Source organism: Cellulosimicrobium cellulans, from assembly GCF_042723955.1.
GTDB lineage: Bacteria > Actinomycetota > Actinomycetes > Actinomycetales > Cellulomonadaceae > Cellulosimicrobium > Cellulosimicrobium cellulans_H.
In genome coordinates this window covers 27,508-45,606 of sequence record NZ_JBHXIC010000007.1, presented here as the reverse complement: position 1 = coordinate 45,606, position 18,099 = coordinate 27,508, and the positions used below count along the sequence as shown (strand labels likewise).

14 protein-coding genes are annotated in these 18,099 nt (G+C 74.9%); 9 read left to right on the top strand and 5 right to left on the bottom strand.

Going from position 1 to position 18,099, the window contains the following annotated elements:
* Positions 1 to 587 precede the first annotated feature (587 nt).
* The 4 genes from ACFWH7_RS03610 to bsh all read left to right on the top strand — a co-directional run bounded on the left by ACFWH7_RS03610 (position 588) and on the right by bsh (position 4,698).
* Positions 588 to 1,679 carry a pirin family protein gene (locus ACFWH7_RS03610; RefSeq protein ID WP_378215070.1) on the top strand — a complete coding sequence of 364 codons (1,092 nt, stop codon included), beginning with the start codon at positions 588 to 590 and terminating at the stop codon, positions 1,677 to 1,679.
* 10 nt (positions 1,680 to 1,689) lie between these two features.
* On the top strand, positions 1,690 to 2,514 hold the full coding sequence (locus tag ACFWH7_RS03605) for a DUF5926 family protein (protein WP_378215068.1): 825 nt from the start codon (positions 1,690 to 1,692) through the stop codon (positions 2,512 to 2,514).
* 188 nt (positions 2,515 to 2,702) lie between these two features.
* Positions 2,703 to 3,593 (top strand): glycosyltransferase family 2 protein, encoded by an 891-nt coding sequence (locus tag ACFWH7_RS03600; protein WP_378215067.1) that lies wholly within the window; start codon positions 2,703 to 2,705, stop codon positions 3,591 to 3,593.
* Positions 3,594 to 3,642: 49 nt separating this feature from the next.
* Positions 3,643 to 4,698, top strand: a complete 1,056-nt coding sequence (gene bsh / locus ACFWH7_RS03595; protein ID WP_378215066.1) for a choloylglycine hydrolase — start codon at positions 3,643 to 3,645, stop codon at positions 4,696 to 4,698.
* Positions 4,699 to 4,716: 18 nt separating this feature from the next.
* On the opposite strand, the gene ACFWH7_RS03590 is transcribed toward bsh, so the two are convergent.
* Together ACFWH7_RS03590 and ACFWH7_RS03585 are read right to left on the bottom strand one after the other, a co-directional pair.
* Positions 4,717 to 9,420 carry a hypothetical protein gene (locus ACFWH7_RS03590; protein ID WP_378215065.1) on the bottom strand — a complete coding sequence of 1,568 codons (4,704 nt, stop codon included), beginning with the start codon at positions 9,418 to 9,420 and terminating at the stop codon, positions 4,717 to 4,719.
* 193 nt (positions 9,421 to 9,613) lie between these two features.
* Complete coding sequence (locus ACFWH7_RS03585) at positions 9,614 to 10,732, bottom strand: diacylglycerol/lipid kinase family protein (RefSeq protein WP_378215064.1); 1,119 nt, start codon at positions 10,730 to 10,732, stop codon at positions 9,614 to 9,616.
* Positions 10,733 to 10,804: 72 nt separating this feature from the next.
* Between ACFWH7_RS03585 and serS the strand changes: the two genes are divergently transcribed.
* The 3 genes from serS (at position 10,805) to ACFWH7_RS03570 (ending at position 13,452) form a co-directional block, all read left to right on the top strand.
* Positions 10,805 to 12,088 (top strand): serine--tRNA ligase, encoded by a 1,284-nt coding sequence (gene serS, locus ACFWH7_RS03580; RefSeq protein WP_378215063.1) that lies wholly within the window; start codon positions 10,805 to 10,807, stop codon positions 12,086 to 12,088.
* Positions 12,089 to 12,123: 35 nt separating this feature from the next.
* Positions 12,124 to 12,909 (top strand): HAD family hydrolase, encoded by a 786-nt coding sequence (locus tag ACFWH7_RS03575; protein WP_378215107.1) that lies wholly within the window; start codon positions 12,124 to 12,126, stop codon positions 12,907 to 12,909.
* 96 nt (positions 12,910 to 13,005) lie between these two features.
* Positions 13,006 to 13,452 carry a GNAT family N-acetyltransferase gene (locus ACFWH7_RS03570; RefSeq protein WP_378215062.1) on the top strand — a complete coding sequence of 149 codons (447 nt, stop codon included), beginning with the start codon at positions 13,006 to 13,008 and terminating at the stop codon, positions 13,450 to 13,452.
* A 79-nt stretch (positions 13,453 to 13,531) separates the two neighbouring features.
* On the opposite strand, the gene ACFWH7_RS03565 is transcribed toward ACFWH7_RS03570, so the two are convergent.
* From ACFWH7_RS03565 to map, 3 genes are all read right to left on the bottom strand, one after another.
* Positions 13,532 to 13,708, bottom strand: coding sequence for a helix-turn-helix transcriptional regulator (locus ACFWH7_RS03565; protein ID WP_378215061.1), 177 nt, complete (start codon positions 13,706 to 13,708; stop codon positions 13,532 to 13,534).
* A gap of 18 nt (positions 13,709 to 13,726) precedes the next feature.
* On the bottom strand, positions 13,727 to 14,203 hold the full coding sequence (locus ACFWH7_RS03560) for a hypothetical protein (protein WP_378215060.1): 477 nt from the start codon (positions 14,201 to 14,203) through the stop codon (positions 13,727 to 13,729).
* Positions 14,204 to 14,292: 89 nt separating this feature from the next.
* Positions 14,293 to 15,084 (bottom strand): type I methionyl aminopeptidase, encoded by a 792-nt coding sequence (gene map, locus ACFWH7_RS03555; RefSeq protein ID WP_064316124.1) that lies wholly within the window; start codon positions 15,082 to 15,084, stop codon positions 14,293 to 14,295.
* Between the two features lie 232 nt (positions 15,085 to 15,316).
* Here map and ACFWH7_RS03550 point away from each other — a divergent pair, with 232 nt between their 5' ends.
* Positions 15,317 to 16,327, top strand: coding sequence for a LacI family DNA-binding transcriptional regulator (locus ACFWH7_RS03550; RefSeq protein WP_378215058.1), 1,011 nt, complete (start codon positions 15,317 to 15,319; stop codon positions 16,325 to 16,327).
* Between the two features lie 263 nt (positions 16,328 to 16,590).
* Positions 16,591 to 17,997, top strand: coding sequence for an ABC transporter substrate-binding protein (locus tag ACFWH7_RS03545; RefSeq protein WP_378215056.1), 1,407 nt, complete (start codon positions 16,591 to 16,593; stop codon positions 17,995 to 17,997).
* Positions 17,998 to 18,099 lie beyond the last annotated feature (102 nt).

Sequence of the window (18,099 nt, the reverse complement as noted above, 5' to 3'; positions counted from 1 at the left end):
AACTGTCCACAGATTTCATCCACAGGGTTGTGGGTTCCGTGGGAATGGCGCGGGGCCGCCTGTGGACGAACCTGTGGCCTTCGTGACCGGCCAAATGACATCCGTGGGAACCCTTGCAGGCCCCCCGGGTGAGGACTACAAACGTGCCTAACGGCCCGGACGGGCGCAGACGGACGACGGTGTTCCGCACGCAGGGGTCTGACGGCCCCGCCAGGAGCGCACGACGGCCCGGCGCGAACGCCAGGGCACGGCTGACCGGAGAACGGTGGACGACCCGCGACCCCCTGCTGCGGGGCTGCGCGCGACGGCGCAGGTTCCGACCGGACCCGGAAGGCCGACCGCGATCGGCGTCAGCACGCCTGCCCGGGGCATCCGGGCCGGGCGCGGGGGCGCCGGGCCGCCACGTCGCGAGCGGCGCCCCGACGGGCCACCGGCCCGACCGCCCCGGGGTCGCGCGGACACGGCGAGGCCCCTCGGAATCCTGCTCCGAGGGGCCTCGTTGCCATTCTCCCGCGGGTGTCGCGCGACGCGAAGACCCGTCCGCGGGCCGGTAGGCCGGGTCCGTCCGCCGCGCCTACGCTCGTGCCATGAGCAACCTCGAGACCCGGCCCGAGGAGCGCGTCTGCTCCGCGGGGACCCCGCACGGCGAGGGCGCCGGCGCGGCGCGGACGGTGGAGATCCTCGAGCACCGCGACGTCCCGCTCGGGGGCACGCGCGCCATGCGGGTGCGGCGCACGATCCCGCAGCGCGCGCGCTCGCTCGTGGGCGCGTGGTGCTTCCTCGACCACTACGGCCCGGACCCGCTGCCGGCGATCGGCGACGGCACCGACGGCATGCAGGTCCCGCCCCACCCGCACACCGGCCTCCAGACCGTCACGTGGCTGTTCGCCGGCGAGATCCTGCACCGGGACGCCGTGGGGTCGCTCCAGACGGTGCGCCCCGGAGAGCTCAACCTCATGACCGCGGGCCGTGGCATCTCCCACTCGGAGGAGTCGCCCCGCGGCGTCCGTCCGCCCGTCCTGCACGGGGTCCAGCTCTGGGTGGCGCTCCCGGGCGACCGGCTGACGGACCCGCCGGCGTTCGAGCACCACGCCGAACTGCCGGTCGCGGAGGTCGCCGGCGCCCGGGTCCAGGTCTTCCTCGGGAGCCTGCGCGTCGCGGGTGCGGAGCTGCGCTCGCCCGCGACGACGTACTCGCCGCTCGTCGGTGCGCAGGTGGACCTGGCGGCCGGCGCGCGCGTCACGCTCGACGTCGACCCGGCGTTCGAGCACGGCCTCCTCGTGGACGACGGGGCGGTGCGCCTGGAGGGCGACGAGGTCCCGCCGTCGTCGCTCGGGTACGTCGCGCCGGGGCGCGCGACGCTCACGGTCGAGGCCGGGCCGGACGCGCCGGCGCGGGTCGTGCTCGTGGGCGGCGAGCCGTTCGGCGAGGACATCGTCATGTGGTGGAACTTCGTCGGGCGGTCGCACGACGACGTCGCCCGCGCCCGTGCGGACTGGCAGGCGCAGCTCGTGGTCACCGGCGGCGAGGGGCCGAACCACGGCGGCACGCGGTACGCCGACGGTGCGCGCGACGGGCGCTACGGCGAGGTCGTCGGGTACGACGGCGGTCCGCTCCCCGCGCCCGCGCTGCCCGACGTCCGCCTGCGGCCCCGCACCCGCCCGGCGGGGCGCCAGTAGACTGCCGCGCATGGCCAAGAACTCCACGCCCGACTTCGTGCTGCGCCCGTTCGAGGGGCTCCCCGGCGAGACCGACTGGGTCGCGATGCGCGAGGTCGTGCCCTCGGCCACCGCGACCGCCCGCACCACCGCCGAGCACGGCGCGCGCGACGTCACCGTCGTGACCGTCCTGCCCGCCGGCTGGGCGGCGCTGCACCGTCAGGACGGCGCGATCCTCCTCGCGGTCCAGACGCTCGCGGGCTCGGGCGACACGAGCCGCGACCTCGCCGCCGCGCTGCTCGAGGCGATCGACGCCGAGCCGGGCACGTCCATCGAGATGAGCGCGCTGCCCGACGCCGGCCCGCGCCTCCAGGACGTCCTCGACCTCTCGGTCCCGTTCGAGGTCACCGTCCACGAGGACTTCGCGTTCTGGCTCGACCCGGCGGAGGAGATCACGCCGGACCTGCGGGCGTCGCTCGACCAGGCGGCCGAGTCGATGGTCCCCACGGTCAAGCTCGACGCCGTCCCCTCGGCGTACTGGTGCCGCATGTCGCGCGAGTTCCTGCGCTGGGCGCGCCCGGAGCCCGAGGACGCGCTCATCGACGCGATCTCGCGCCTGCACGCGCGGCGCGAGTCGGGCCTCGCGGGCGGCAAGTTCGTCGGGGCGTTCCGCTCGAGCGGTGTGCTCGTCCCGGTGTGGGAGCTGGCGCGCGGGACGGAGGCCGACGAGCTCGAGGGCCCGGTCGCGGAGCTCGACGCGCTCCTCACCGAGGCGCTGGCCGTCACGGAGCCGCTCGACGCGAACGAGCGTCGTGCGCGCGCCGGGATCGTGTCGCGCCAGGTGACCCTGCGCTGACGCTCCCGCTGTGGGCCTGCGGCTCGACGAGCAGCCCGCCGACGCCCCTGTCGGCGGGCTGTCGCGTCGAGTAGGATCCGGGAGACCTGGGAACGCAGCCCGGTCGTCCTGCGAAGATCCCGAGCGGATCTGCTGGTGGAACGACGACACTTCTGCGGCCAACTCTTTGCACTACTAGGCTGGACGGCGTGAACGCGGACCATCGGTCGACTGAGTCGGGGAACAACACGGGCAGTGCCCCTACGGGCGTCCCTGCGAGCGCGGCGAGCACGCCGCCGACGTACCTCTCGGCGTCCGGCACGCGGGCACGCACGCCGCGGCCCACGGTCGGTGACGGCCGGACCGGCCGCGCGGTGCGGCAGCGCGTCGCCGTGATCATCCCGGCGAAGGACGAGTCCCGGCGCATCGCCGCGACGGTCCGCGCGGCCAAGGCGATCCCGCACGTCGACCTCGTGCTCGTCGTGGACGACGGGAGCGAGGACGACACCCAGCACGTCGCGCGCGAGGCGGGCGCCGTCGTCGTGCGTCACTCGCACAACCGCGGCAAGGCGGCGGCCATGGAGACGGGCGCGGCCGTCGTCGCCATGCGCGACGCCGCGGACCGCCCCCCGCGCCTCCTGCTCTTCATCGACGGCGACCTCGGGGAGACCGCGGTGAACACCGCGCCGCTCGTCGCTCCGGTGCTCGACGGGTACGCCGACCTCGCGATCGCGCTGCTCCCGCCGCAGCCGGGCGCGGGCGGCCGGGGGATCGTCGTCGGGGCCGCGCGTCGCGCGATCCAGTCGCTGACCGGGTGGACCCCGACGCAGCCGCTCTCGGGCATGCGCTGCCTCACGCGCGAGGCGTTCGAGGCCGCGACCCCGCTCGCGCGCGGCTGGGGCGTGGAGACCGGCATGACGATCGACCTGCTCCGCAAGGGGTACGTCGCCGTCGAGGTGCCGTGCGACCTGCGCCACCGCGCCTCGTCCAACGACCTCAAGGGTCAGCTCCACCGCGCCGCGCAGTACCGCGACGTGCTGCTCGCCGTGAACGCGCGCAAGATGCGCTCCGCCGTCGACCGGGTGCGCGCCGACCACTAGGACGTCGTCGCGGTCGCGGTGGTGTCGACCACCGTGACGGTCCGCAGGGATGGCGAGCCGTCCTGCCTCCCCGCACCCTCGAAGGGACGGGGTGCACGCAGCGCCCCGACGGTCCGCGCCCACCGCGGGCCGTGCTGACGACGACGGGGGCAGCGCCATGTGCACAGGGATCAGGTTCACGGACGGCCGAGGGAGCGTCTATCTCGCGCGGAACCTCGACTGGACGAGCGGATACGGTCAGCAGGTGGTGCTGACGCCCACCGGGTTCGCGCCGTCGTCGCCGTTCGGCGCGGTGCGGGGCGTCGAGCACGCGACGATCGGCATGGGCGTCGTCGCGGAGGACACCCCGCTCTACTTCGACTGCGGCAACGACGCGGGCCTGGCCGTCGCGGGGCTGAACTTCCCGGGGTACGCGGCGTACGCGTCCGGACCGGTCGACGGAGCGGTCAACGTCGCCGCGTACGAGCTCCCCCTGTGGGTGTGCGCGCAGTTCGCGAGCGTGGACGAGGTCGAGGCGGCGCTGCGGGACGTGGTGATCGTCGACCGGCCGATCAACGACACCTACCCCAGCTCGATGCTCCACTGGATCGTCGCCGACGCGACGCGGGCCGTCGTCGTGGAGCACACGGCGGACGGCATGCACGTCTTCCACGACGACGTCGACGTGCTTACCAACCAGCCGGGGTTCGCGTGGCACCACGAGAACCTGCGCAACTACCTCAACGCCTCGCCGGACTTCCCCCAGGACACCGTGCTCGGCGGCGCGCACCTCACCCCGTTCGGCTCGGGGTCGCACATGCGCGGGATCCCGGGCGACTACTACTCGCCCTCCCGGTTCGTGCGCGCGGCGTACGTGAACGCCCACTACCCGACCAAGGACGGCGAGGAGGAGAACGTCAGCCGCGCGTTCCACACGCTCCAGCAGGTCGCGATGGTGGAGGGCAGCGCGGCGATGGGGACGGGGGAGTTCGAGATCACCGTCTACACCGGGCTCTTCTCCTCCCGGACGTCGACCTACTACTGGAACACGTACGAGGATCCCGCGGTCCGGAGCGTCGCGATGACCGACCACGCGACGGACGGCTCCGAGCTCGTCCTGCTGTAGGGGCAGGATGCTCGCCCGTCAGGAGCCGGCGCGCCCGACCAGGGCGGTCGAGCTCGCCGGGACGACGCCGGCCTCGTCCGTGCCCGAGGCGGCGTCGGGCGCGCCGTGCGGGGCGTCCGCCCGTCCCGCCGGCTCGGTGCCCTCGTCGGCCGCGTGGAGCGCCGCGACGGTGAGCAGCGGGACCGCCGGGATCAGCGCGACGAGCGCGATGCGCACGCCGAAGTCGTTGACCAGCGACCCGGCGACGCACACGATCCACAGCGCGAGCACGGTCGGGCGCACGAGCGGCCACGCGGCCTCGGTGCGGGCGAACCACGCCGGCGTGAACCGTCTCGGCCAGAACAGCACGAGCGCCGCGGCGACGAGCACGGCGAGGGTGAGCCACACGGGGACGCCGCCCAGCACGGACCGGGCCGCGTAGCCGGCCTTGCGCAGCAGCGTCTCCCAGGCGGAGCCGTCGACGACCTGCCCGACGAACCGGCCGAGGTGCGAGCGCTCGTCGGCAGGGCGCAGCCAGTCGAGCACGCCGACGGCGGCGACCAGGCCGACGCCCGCGGCCGCGACGAGCAGGAACCGCCGCCACGTGACGCGTGCCCCCGACGCCGCCAGCCCCAGGACCGCGAACGCCGGGACGACGACGAGCCCGCCGCCGAGGTCGGCGCCGAGCGTCGGCCACACGTCCACGACCATCGTCACGAGGCCGATGACGCCCACGACCGTCGCGGCGACGTACCGCTGACCGCGGGCGACGAGCCACTGGGCCAGCGCCGCGGCCACGACGAGCGCCGCGACCGCGTACACGGAGAACGTCGGGTTGCCGAACCCGTAGAAGCGCGCGCCGAACGTGGGCGCCGAGCCGAGCGGGCTCGCCCGGTTGAGCGGCGTCCCGACGAGCGCGTCGAGCGTGAGGACCGCGAACGTGATCCCGGCGACGATCCCGGGCCCGAGCCACACGGGGCGGCGCGGGGCGAGCGCCCCCAGGGCGGCGACCGCCGCCGTCGCGAGCACCGTGGACACGACGATCGCCAGCATCTGGTTCCCGAACCGCCACCAGCCGGTCAGCGAGACCAGGAAGGCTGCCGTGGGGACCGCGGCCACGACGAGCGCCGCGCCCCGGGCCACGTGCGCCGCGCGGGCCCAGCGCGCCCGGGCGCGTTCGCCGGCCGCGCGCCGCGCGCGCGGCGCGAGCAGCAGGCACAGCCCGGCGATCGCGAGGCCCGCGTAGAGCGGCACGTCGACGAACGCCGTGTAGACCGCCCGGCGCACGTGGTCGAGCGTCGTGAGGTCGGCGAGCGCGTCCGCGGTCGAGGTGGCGTCCGGGGGCCGCGGCGAGCCCCACGCGAGCGGCGTGTCCTGGATGCGCGCCGGGATCGTCGTGCCCGCGGCGTCGAGCACCGTCGCCGGGACGTCGAGGACGCGTGCCACACCGTCCGTCCGCGTCGCGGCGCTGGTCAGGTAGCGCGCCTGCTCGGGGCCGTCGAACGACGGCCGCACGAGCGTCGCGCCGAGCACGGGCCGGGTCCCGGGGGTCCCGGCGACGTCGACGACGAGGACCGTCGTCCCGGTGGGCGCCGCGTCGAGCACGGCGCCCACCGTCGCGTCGACGGCCGACAGCCGGTCCGTGCGCAAGGAGCTGCGGAGCGCGGCGCGCTCGTCGGCCGGGAGGTCGGGGTCGACGGCCGGTGCCGTCGCGTCGCCGGCGTCGACGACCGTGACGGGGCACGCGAACGCGTCGCTCCCGGAGGAGGTCGCGGACGCGAGGTCCCGGTAGCGCGCGACGTCGCCGTCCGAGTCCGCGAGGGCGAGCGCCGCCCCGGGCCCGACGGCGGTCGCGCACACGGCACCCGTCGCGCCCGAGGGGTCGTCGCCACCGAGCGCGTCCCCCAGGACGCCCAGCCGCGCCTGGTAGCCCGAGCCCCGCTGCAGCGCGACGAGGCCGTCCCACCCGTCCACCCGGGCGCCGCCGGCGGCACCGTCCGCGGCGTCAGGGGTGGTGACGAGCTGCGGCGTCGGGCAGGTCCACGTGCCGTCGGGCGCGCGCTCGGTCGCCACCTCGGCGAGCTGTCCGGCGGAGAGCGCGAGCCAGCCGCCGACCGTGCACCGGCTCGCCGCGCCCGTGGGCTGCGCGACGCCGCCGGCGCCGGCGCCGTCCGTGAGCAGCGCGTGCAGCGTCGGTGTGGTGGCCGCCGTGACGTCGCTCCACGCCACGCCGGTCGTCCCGACCACGACGAGCGGGCGGTCGGTCGCGATGGCGTCGGACCGCGTGACCGACGCCTCGCCGCCGGCGCGCGACGCCGCGGACGCGGGCCGCTGGTCGGTCGAGCCGAGCACGGTCGACGTGAGCAGGACGACGAGCAGGAGCGCGCCGCCGACGGTGATCAGCATCGTGGGCATGCGCCGGATCCCCGGCTCGGGGACGGCCGTGACCTCGCGGCTCGGCGACGCGTCGGCGAGGAAGCCGGGCACCACCATCGCCGTCGCGACGACGACCACCATGACGGCGATGATGACGCCCGAGTCGTTGAGCACGGAGCCGACGCCCGCCACGACGACGAGCGCGACGACGAGGTCGCGCAGCAGCGGCCACCGCTCGTAGGCGCGCGCCACCTCCGGCAGGCGGAAGCGCTCGGGACGCAGCGCGGCGAGGGCGACGAGGACGACGAGCACCGCGGCGACGGCACCGGCCGGCTGCGCGACGGTGCGCCAGGCGCCCACGGCCTTGCGCCCGATCACCTCGAGCGCGGCCCCGTCGACGACGGTCTGCACGAACCCGCCCAGGTGGGAGCTGCCGCCCGGCAGGAGCCAGTCGACGACGGCGACGACCGCCACCACGAGCACGGTGGCCCCCGCGACGACCAGCGCGCGGAACCAGGTGATCCGTACCCGGCCGACGAGCAGCGCGAGGACGGCGAACGCCGGCACGAGCGCGAGGATGCCGCCGAAGTCGGCGCCGAACGCAGGCCAGCCGTCCACGACGACCGTCACCGCCCCGACCGCGACGACGAGCCAGGCCGCGAGCCGGCGTCGTCCCCGGGCGACCGCCACGGACGCGAGCCCTCCCGCGAGGACGAGGCCCGCGACCGCGTACACCGCGAACGTCACGTTGTTGAAGCCGTAGAAGCGCGTGAACCCCGCGACGGCGGAGGTGCCGAGCAGGGACGCCTGCTGGAGCGTGGTGCCGGTCGCCCCGTCCACGGTGAGGACCAGCCACGTGACGCCGGCGAGCGCCGTCGGCAGCGCCCACGGGCGACGCGGGAGGAAGCGCGACACGACCCAGGCCACGAGCGCGACGACGACGGCGCTCACCGCGAGCGCGAGCGTGAGCGCCGGGGCGGGCGCGCTCCACACCCACCACCGCGACAGGCTCGCGAGCGAGGCCGCGACGGGCGCCGCGGCCGCGACCAGGAGCACCGCGGACAGGATGCGCGTCCCCGCGCGCCCGGGTCGCGACGGCAGACCGCGGCGTGCGGCGGAGCGCCGCGCCCACAGGGTCCCTCCGAGCGCGAGCACGAGGGTCGCCACGAGCAGCCCGACGAGCACGGGGTAGAGCGTGGGGATCGTGCTCGTCAGCACGTTGAGGTACTGGCGGTTCTCGACCGTGCGCGCGACGTCCATGCGCCGGACCTCGCCCAGCGAGAGGGGCGCGCCGTCGAGGCCCTCGGTGCTGCCGCCCGCCTCCTCGACGACCGTCGCCGTGAGGTCGACGAGCTGGACGATGCCGTCCTGCTGCGTGCTCGGGGAGTGCAGCCAGCGCCGCGTGGGCTCGCCCTTGCGCCAGTCGACGACGACCGGCAGCCCCGGCTCACCGACCGGTCCTGCGGGCACGCCCGCCACGAGCACGCGCGTGCCGCGGTCGACCTCGTCCATGACGCGCGACAGCGCCTCGTCGAGCGCGTCGAGGCTCTGGCCCCGTCCGGAGGAGGAGTCGACGATCTCGCCCTGGTCGACCACCGTGACGTCGCACGCGTCGAGCCCGCCCTCGGGCAGCGCGGCGAGCGCGGACGCGTACCGCTCGACGTGCCCGCTCACGTCGGCGAGCATCACGGCGGCGCCCGGCCCGACCGCCGTCGTGCACACGCCGGTCTCGGCGAGCCGGGTCGCGGCCGTCCCGGGCGCGTGGTGCGTCGTCGGGGCGGTCGCCTCCTCCTCGGACGGCGCGGTGAGCGTCGCCCACCCGGGGACGTCGGCGGGCTGGGCCTCGGGCGCGGCCCCCGACGCCGTCGTGGCGGGGGCGGGCAGCGGCGGGCAGCCGATGGTCGGAGCCTCGGCGTCCTCCGGCGGGGTCGCCACGGGTTCCTCGGCGGCAGGCTCGGAGGACGAGACCATCTGCCCGGCGGACAGGGTGAGCCACGCGTCGGTCGCGCACGTCGTCCGCCCGACGCCGAGCGAGGCGACCGACCCCGTCCGAATCATCGACCAGAGCGTGGGAGTCGCGGTGGGTGAGACGTCGCTCCAGTAGAGCCCCGCCACAGCGACGAGCACGACCGGCTGCGGGTCGTGCGTCGGGACGGTGGCGCTGCCGGCCGCCGCGGTGCTCACGCCCGGACCCGCTGTCGCGCCCGACGGCGCCGCGGCCGCGGGCGGCGCGACGGCGGTCCCGAGCAGCGCGAGCAGGGCCAGCGTGACGGCCGTCGCGAGCGCCGTCGCCCGCGTGCCCACGCGCCACCGCCGGCGTGCGGGGAGCGTGCGGGCAGGGGGGAGCGCGGCGGCCGGGAACGTCACCGGACCAGCCTACGGGGGCGGCTCGGAGCGGGAGCGAACCGAGGAGCGGCGTCGTCGCAGGTCCGCGCGGGACGCTCACGCCCCCTCCACGCCCCTCGCGCGGGGCACCCACAGGCGACGGGCGGGTGCGCCCAGGAGGCTCGCGCGAGGGCCGTCCGACGAGACCGGTCGCGCGGTGGTCGGACGCTCCCGGTCAGGCGGTGCGGACGACGAGCGCGCCGGGGTCGACGCGCGCCTCGATCTCGACCGCGAGGCCGAGCACGTCGCCGTCGACCTGCGCCTGCTCGCCGTCCTCGACCCGCACGCGGACGCGGCGGGCGCGCGCGTGGTCGATGCGACCGATCTTGGCGGGGAGGTCGTTGCGCACGCCGAGGCCCTGCATGACGACCTCCCCGAAGAGCTGCGCCCAGCCCACGACGCCGCCGCGCGTGTCGATCGCCGCGATGTCCAGGATCCCGTCGTCGATCACCGCGTCGGGCAGGAGCGTGAGGCCCCCCGGGAGGCGGCCACAGTTGCCGATGAGGAGCGAGCGCAGGCGCGCGTCGACGGGGTGCGTGTCGTCGAGCTGGATGCGCGCGCGCATGCGGCGCCCGTGCAGGTGGCGGATGCCCGCGACGAAGTAGGCGACCCAGCCCACCTTCGCCTTGAGTTCGTCGTCGGTGTCGGCGACCATCGCGGCGTCGAACCCGAGGCCCGCGATGACGAGGAAGATGTGCTCCGTGCCGGCGTCCCGGGCCGGGTCGGGACCGGCGTCGTCGGGGCTCTCGGCGTAGCGCAGGACCGTGACCCAGCCCACGTCGACCGGCCGGTCGGACCCGGCGATCACGACGGCGAGCGCCGCACGCGCGTCACCCACCGGGAGGTCGAGGTTGCGCGCGAGGAGGTTGCCGGTGCCCACCGGGACCAGGCCCATGGTGCGGCCGCTGCCCACCATGCCCTCGGCGACCGCGCGGACCGTGCCGTCCCCGCCCACGGCCACGACGACGTCCGCGCCCTGCCCGAGCGCCGCGCGCGTCTGCCCGACGCCCGGGTCCTCGACCGTCGTCTCGAACCACAGCGGGTCCGGCAGCGCGGCGTCGGCGAACGCGCCGCGGACGACCGCCTCCAGCCCCGCGACGTCGGGCTTCGACGGGTTGGCGACGAACGCGACGAGCTCGCGCGGGTCGTCCTCGACCGGCGGTTCCTCGACGGGCGGCGCGTCGCCGTGCGCGCGGCGCTGCCGGGTCTGCTGCGCGCGCAGGCCCAGCGCGACGACGAGTGCCACCACCGCGACGGCGAGCGCCGCGATCGCGAGCCAGAGCGTCCAGGACATGGCGACACCGTAGCGGGGCCGGGGCCGGAAAGGGCTGCGGCCCCGGAGCGCGCAGTTCGTTAGGCTGCTGGCGTGATCGACCTCCGCCTCCTGCGCGACAACCCCGACATCGTCCGTGCCAGCCAGGTCACCCGTGGTGACGACCCCGCGCTGGTGGACGCCGCCCTCGACGCCGATGCCCGCCACCGCGCCGCGCTGAGCGAGTTCGAGAGCCTGCGCGCCGAGCAGAAGTCCCTCGGCAAGCAGGTCGCCCAGGCGCAGGGGGAGGGGAAGCAGGAGCTGCTCGCGCGCACCAAGCAGCTCGCGGCCGACGTCAAGGCGCGCCAGGCCGACGCGGACGCCGCGGCGGAGGAGCTGCGCGGGCTGCTGTACCGCATCTCGAACGTCGTCGCGGGCGCCCCCGCGGGGGGCGAGGACGACTACGTCGTCCTGCGCGAGGAGGGCACGATCCGCGACTTCGCCGCGGAGGGCTTCACCCCGCGTGACCACCTCGACCTGGGCGAGGGCCTGCGGGCGATCGACACCGAGCGCGGCGCCAAGGTGTCGGGCGCGCGGTTCTACTACCTCACCGGAGTGGGCGCGCGCCTCGAGCTCGCGCTGCTCAACGCGGCCATGGACACGGCGGTCGCCGCCGGGTTCACGCCCGTCATCACGCCGACGCTCGTGCGGCCCGAGGTCATGCAGGGCACCGGGTTCCTCGGTGCCCACGCGGACGAGATCTACCGCCTCGAGAAGGACGACCTCTACCTCGTCGGCACGAGCGAGGTCGCGCTCGCGGGCTACCACGCGAACGAGATCGTCGACCTGTCGGGCGGCCCGCTGCGCTACGCCGGGTGGAGCGCGTGCTACCGGCGCGAGGCCGGCTCGCACGGCAAGGACGTGCGCGGCATCATCCGCGTGCACCAGTTCCACAAGGTCGAGATGTTCTCCTACTGCGACCCGGCCGACGCCGAGGCGGAGCACCAGCGCCTGCTCGGCTGGGAGGAGCAGATGCTGCGCCTCGTCGACCTGCCGTACCGCGTCATCGACACCGCCGCGGGCGACCTCGGGTCGAGCGCCGCGCGCAAGTTCGACTGCGAGGCGTGGCTGCCCACCCAGCAGCGCTACCTCGAGCTCACGTCGACCTCGAACTGCACGACGTTCCAGGCGCGCCGCCTCAACGTGCGCGAGCGCGTCGAGGTCGACGGCAAGAACGAGACCCGGACGGTCGCGACGCTCAACGGCACGCTCGGCACGACGCGCTGGATCGTCGCGATCCTCGAGAACCACCAGCAGGCCGACGGGTCGGTCCGCGTGCCGGAGGGACTCCGTCCCTACCTCGGCGGCCTCGAGGTCCTCGAGCCGGTGGTGGCGTGACGGGACCCCTGGTCCCGGACGACACGTCCGGGCCGATGCTCGTCGCGCTCGACATCGACGGGACGCTCATGTCGTACGACCAGGAGCTGTCGGACGACGTGCGCGACGCCGTCGCCGGCCTGCGCGCGGCGGGACACCACGTGGTGCTCGCGTCGGGCCGGTCGCTCATCGCGATCACGCCCGTCGCGGAGATCCTCGGGATCGACCGCGGCTGGGTCGTGGCGTCGAACGGCGCGGTGACCGCGCGGCTCGACCCGGAGGAGCCCGACGGGTACGCGCTCGAGGACGTCGTGACGTTCGACCCTGGTCCGGCGCTGCGGCTCCTGCGCGAGCACCTCCCCGACGCGCGGTACGCCGTCGAGGACGTAGGCGTCGGGTTCCGCATGAACGAGCTCTTCCCCGACGGCGAGCTCGACGGCGTGCACCGCGTCGTCGAGTTCGACGAGTTGTGGTCGGGCGAGGTCACGCGCGTGATCGTCCGCTCGCCGGGGTCGACGAGCGAGCAGTTCCACGAGCTCGTCGAGCGCCTCGGCCTGGACGACGTGACGTACGCCGTCGGCTGGACGGCGTGGATGGACATCGCGCCGCTGGGCGTCACGAAGGCGACCGGGCTTGAGCTGGTGCGGCGCGCGCTGCACGTCCAGCCCCACCGGACGGTCGCGATCGGGGACGGGCGCAACGACGTCGAGATGCTCCGCTGGGCGGCGCGAGGCGTCGCGATGGGCCACGCGGACGCCGTCGTGCAGGCCGCGGCCGACGAGGTCACCGGCTCGATCGAGGACGACGGCGCGGCGCCCCTCCTGCGCAGCCTCCTGCCCTGACCGCGAGGTAGAACCGCAGGGCGCGAGATAGAGGTCGCGGGGTTCTACGCAGCGACCTGCAGCTCTACCTCGACGGGATGGGTAGCGTCTGCTGACATGACGTCCGACGCCACGACCGTCTGTGTCCGCCGTGCCCGGTCGGACGACGCCGGGGCGGCCTGGCCGCTCGTCGTCGCCTTCGCGGCGTCGTTCGTCCCCGAGCGTGCGTCTTTCGACGCGTCGTTCGCGTCGCTCCTCGTGGACGACGACGCGCTGGTGCTCGTCGCCGAGGCTGGGGACGACGTCGTCGGCTACCTCGTGGCGCACCGCCATGCGACGCTCTTCGCCAACGCGCCCGTGGCGTGGGTCGAGGAGGTCACGGTCGACGCCGACGCCCGCCGTCGCGGGGTCGGCCGCCTGCTCGTGGACGCGGCCGAGCGGTGGGCCGAGGACGCGGGTGCCGCGTACGTCGCGCTGGCCACCCGGCGGGCCGCCGGGTTCTACGCGAGGCTCGGGTACGAGGAGTCGGCGACCTTCTTCCGCAAGCGCCTCGGGAGGCTCTGAAGATTCCTCCCGGGAGGGTGTCGAGAACCGCTGACAGGTTTCGTCCGGGGTGCGGCGGCGGCTCGGTGGCTCTCCGCGCTCAGGGGCGGAAGACGTCCTCGATGCGACAGCCGAACACCTCGGCGATGCGGAACGCGAGCGGCAGCGACGGGTCGAAGCGGCCGCGCTCGATCGAGATCACGGTTTGCCGCGACACCCCGAGACGGCTGGCGAGCTCGGCCTGCGACCAGCCGAGCCCTGCGCGGCGGGCTGCCATGTCGTTGTCCACGGGCGCCTACGACTCACGTCGGGAGACGGCGGTGTGCCGGACGAAGAAGTCGACCATCGCGACCAGCACGACCACGGCGAGGACGAAGGAGACGCTCAGCTCCAGCCCGGTGAGGCTGACCGCGGCGAGCGTGAGCCCGGCGACGACGAGCACGTCCCAGAACGCGCCGGCCGCCGCCCGCTCCGTCCACCGCCGCTCGACGTTCTCCTCGGCGTGCGGTTCGGGCGCGTTCGTGCGCGGTCGGACGACGAGGAACCAGCCGAGCATTGTGGCGGGCGGCAGGACGCACACCGTGAAGACGGCCGCGACGAGCCAGAAGTCGTCGCGCCGGAACAGGCCGGCGGCGACGCCGACGGACATCGCGACGGCGAGCGCGACCAGCGCGGCCCCGGCCCAGGCCCACCAGGGGGCGGTGCGGTCGCCGAGCGCGTGCTCGCGGCCCGGCTGCCGGTCGTCGTCGGCCGGGACGGGTGCGTCGCTCACGGGTCTCTCCTCCGGAGTAAAGTGTGCTTGACATGCCGAGCCAACCAGCACCGACGCACGCTGTCAAGCGCGCTTGACTTGGGAGGTGCTCAGTCGCGCGGCTCGCGGGCGGTGAGGACGACCGGGCCGTCGGGCGTGATCGCGACGGTGTGCTCGCTGTGGGCGCCGCGCGAGCCGTCGGCCGAGCGCAGGGTCCAGCCGTCGGGGTCGGTGTAGATCTCGTCCGTCGTCTCGAGGAACCACGGCTCGATCGCGATGACGAGGCCCGGCTTGAGCGGGAACCCGCGCTTGCGACGGCCGTCGTTGGGGATGTGGGGCTCGCCGTGCATCGTGCGGCCCACGCCGTGCCCGCCGAAGTCGGTGTTGACGGAGTAGCCCGCGGCGTGCGCGACGTCCGCGATGGCGGCGGAGATGTCGCCGACCTTCTTGCCCGGCTGCGCGGCCGCGATGCCCGCCTCGAGCGCGCGCTCGGTCGTCTGGATGAGCTTCGCGTCGGCCTCGCCGAGCGCACCCGCGCGCGGCGTGCCGACGACGAACGACAGCGCGGAGTCCGCGACCCACCCGTCGACGGACGCGGCGAAGTCGATGCTCAGCAGGTCGCCGTCGCGCAGCGCGTAGTCGTGGGGGAGGCCGTGCAGCACGGCGTCGTTGACGGACGTGCAGATCACCTTGCCGAACGGGCTCGCGCCGAACGACGGGTGGTAGTCGATGTAGCAGGACTCGGCACCGCGGTCGCGGATCATCTTGTGCGCGACCTCGTCGAGCTCGAGCAGGTTCGTCCCGACCTTGGTGGCGGCGCGCACCGTGGTGAGGACGTCGGCGACGAACCGTCCTGCGGGTCGCATCTGGTCGATCTCCCGCGGGGTCCTCAGCTCGATCATCGTGGTCCTTCCGGTTCGCAGGTGGGGCGCCCGACGGCGGCGCGGCCGGCTCGCACAGCGCCTGAAGGTGCCGAGCGGTGCCGCGCGGGCGGGCCTCCCCACGATATCGGTCCCGGCCCCGCCGCCGCGGCCCGGGGCGTGGTGCCGGGAGCGCAAGCGCTTGCATCGATCTGCTCACGATGCGGCACGGCGCCTCGCCACGCGGCCTCCGGGCGTGGCAGCATCACCCGTCGTGGCAGGTATCGACGACGTCGCCCAGGCCGCCGGGGTGTCCACGGCGACCGTCTCGCGCGCCCTGCGCGGCCTGCCCAACGTGTCGGAGGCGACGCGCCTGCGGGTGCTCGCGGAGGCGGCGCGGCTCGGCTACGTGCCCACGCCGTCGGCGTCGTCGCTGGCCACCGGCCGCACCCGCACGATCGGGGTGCTCACCCCGTGGGTCAACCGGTGGTTCTTCGCCAACGTCATCGAGGGCGCCGAGCGCGCGCTGCGCGACCTCGGCTACGACGTCCTGCTGTACACGTTCGACGTGCGCCGGACCTCGTCCCGCCGCCGGGTCGACCCGAGCGTCCTGCGCCACCGCGTGGACGGGACGCTCGTCGTCGGCCTGCCGCTCGACGACGACGAGGTGGGCTCGCTCGTCGGGCTCGCCCGGCCGCTCGCGTTCGTCGGGTCGGGGCCGGCCGACCAGGTGACGGTCCGGCTCGACGACGTCGCGACGGGCCGGGCCGCCACGCGCCACCTGCTCGACCTGGGGCACCGGGTGATCGGCCACGTCACCGGGGTGCCCGACCTCGTGTCGTCGTGGTCCCCACCCGTCGAGCGCGCGCGGGGTTACGTCCGCGCGCTGGAGGAGGCGGGCGTCGTCGTCGAGCCCGACCTCGAGGTGAACGGCGACTTCGACGTCGCGGGAGGGCGCGAGTCCACGGCGGAGCTCCTGCGCCGCCGCCCGGACGTGACCGCCGTGTTCGCGGCGTCGGACGAGATGGCGATGGGCGCGATCCTCGCGGCACGGGACCTGGGGCTGCGCGTCCCGGAGGACCTGTCCGTCGTCGGGGTGGACGGCCACGACCTCGGGGAGCTCGTCGGGCTGACGACGATCGCCCAGGACGCCTACCAGCAGGGGTTCGACGCGGCGCTCCTCCTGCTCGAGATGATCAACGGCGCCCCGGTGCCGGAGAGCCTCACCTACCCGACCGAGCTGGTGCGGCGTGGTTCGACCGCACCCCCGCGCGACCGTCGCTAGGACCCGACGGCGCCGCCTCGTCGCGCGGTCGGCGTCGGCCCGTGGGAGCGTGGCCAGGGGAGCGGGGCCGAGAGAGCGCGCACCCGGCGCACGTGACGGAATCGTTACGCAAACTCGCCTCTCCTGTGCTTGCGGCACCGCGATGCAACCGCTTGCATGGTGCCTAGGGCGAGAGCGCACCCGCGCTCGCGACGTCGCGATGCGCCCGGTCCGCACCGGACCGGCGTGACGGCGTCCGTACCCACGACGAGGTGGAGGCTGACATGACCAGGACCACGAGGACCAGCGCGGCACGTCGCCGCACGCTGGTGGTCGCCGCCGGCGGCGCGAGCCTCGCGCTCGTGCTCGCGGCGTGCAGCGGCGGTGGCGGCGGCGGGGGCGACGACGAGTCGCCGAGCGCCGAGGTGGACTGCGCCGACTACGAGCAGTACGGGGACCTGTCCGGCAAGACGGTGTCGGTGTACTCGACGATCGTCGACACCGAGGCGGAGCAGCAGCAGGCGTCGTACGAGCCGTTCGAGGAGTGCACGGGCGCCACGATCGAGTACGAGGGCTCCAAGGAGTTCGAGGCCCAGCTCCCCGTCCGCATCCAGTCCGGCAGCGCGCCGGACATCGCGTACCTGCCGCAGCCGGGCCTCCTGCGCCGGATCGTCGCCGACTTCCCCGACGCGATCCAGCCCGTCGGCGAGGCGGCGTCCGCGAACGTCGACCAGTACTACACGGAGTCGTGGAAGGACTACGGGACCGTCGACGGGACGCTGTACGCGACCCCGCTCGGCGCGAACGTGAAGTCGTTCGTCTGGTACTCGCCGTCGATGTTCGAGGACGCGGGCTACGAGGTCCCCACGACGTGGGACGAGCTCATGGAGCTCTCCGACCAGATCGTCGCGGACAACCCCGGCGGCGACGTCAAGCCCTGGTGCGCGGGCATCGCGTCCGGCGAGGCGACCGGCTGGCCGGCCACCGACTGGATGGAGGACGTCGTGCTGCGCACGGCGGGCCCCGAGGTCTACGACCAGTGGGTCAACCACGAGATCCCGTTCAACGACCCGCAGATCGCCACGGCGCTCGCCACGGTGGGCGACGTGCTGAAGAACGAGGAGTTCGTCAACGGCGGCCTCGGCGACGTGAGCACCATCGCGACGACCGAGTTCACCGAGGGTGGGTACCCGATCATCGACGGCCTGTGCTACATGCACCGGCAGGCGACGTTCTACCAGGCGAACTGGACGACCCTGGACCCCGACCTGGTGGTCGCGCCCGACGGTGACGTGTGGGCCTTCTACCTGCCGGGCGAGACCGCGGAGGACAAGCCGCTGCTCGGTGGCGGCGAGTTCGTCGCCGCGTTCAACGACCGTCCCGAGGTCCAGGCGTTCCACGCCTACCTGTCGAGCCCGGAGTGGTCCAACGCCAAGGCGAGCGTGACCCCGCAGGGCTGGATCAGCGCGAACAACGGCCTCGACCCGGAGCTGCTGCAGTCGCCCATGGACCAGCAGGCGTACGAGCTGCTCACGGACGAGAGCTACACGTTCCGCTTCGACGGCTCGGACATGATGCCCGCCGCCGTCGGCGCCGGCTCGTTCTGGACCGAGATGACGGAGTGGATCGCGAGCGACAAGTCCGACGAGGCCGTCCTCGACGCCATCGAGGCGTCCTGGCCGACGTCCTGACCCGCCGGCGACCCGGGGCCTGACCGCGCGGGCCGCCCCGCCCCGGGGGGCCCCGGGGGCACCCCACGAACCCCGGGGGGGGGGGGACCCGGGGGTCGAGAA

What these genes read in the sequence shown, in the direction of transcription:
- ACFWH7_RS03610 (WP_378215070.1), top strand. Translation starts at nt 588, where the DNA reads ATGAGCAACCTCGAGACCCGGCCCGAGGAGCGCGTCTGCTCCGCGGGG.
- ACFWH7_RS03605 (WP_378215068.1), top strand. Translation starts at nt 1,690, where the DNA reads ATGGCCAAGAACTCCACGCCCGACTTCGTGCTGCGCCCGTTCGAGGGG.
- bsh (WP_378215066.1), top strand. Translation starts at nt 3,643, where the DNA reads ATGGCGAGCCGTCCTGCCTCCCCGCACCCTCGAAGGGACGGGGTGCAC.
- ACFWH7_RS03585 (WP_378215064.1), bottom strand. Translation starts at nt 10,732, where the DNA reads ATGTCCTGGACGCTCTGGCTCGCGATCGCGGCGCTCGCCGTCGCGGTG.
- ACFWH7_RS03575 (WP_378215107.1), top strand. Translation starts at nt 12,124, where the DNA reads ATGCTCGTCGCGCTCGACATCGACGGGACGCTCATGTCGTACGACCAG.
- ACFWH7_RS03570 (WP_378215062.1), top strand. Translation starts at nt 13,006, where the DNA reads ATGACGTCCGACGCCACGACCGTCTGTGTCCGCCGTGCCCGGTCGGAC.
- ACFWH7_RS03565 (WP_378215061.1), bottom strand. Translation starts at nt 13,708, where the DNA reads ATGGCAGCCCGCCGCGCAGGGCTCGGCTGGTCGCAGGCCGAGCTCGCC.
- map (WP_064316124.1), bottom strand. Translation starts at nt 15,084, where the DNA reads ATGATCGAGCTGAGGACCCCGCGGGAGATCGACCAGATGCGACCCGCA.
- ACFWH7_RS03545 (WP_378215056.1), top strand. Translation starts at nt 16,591, where the DNA reads ATGACCAGGACCACGAGGACCAGCGCGGCACGTCGCCGCACGCTGGTG.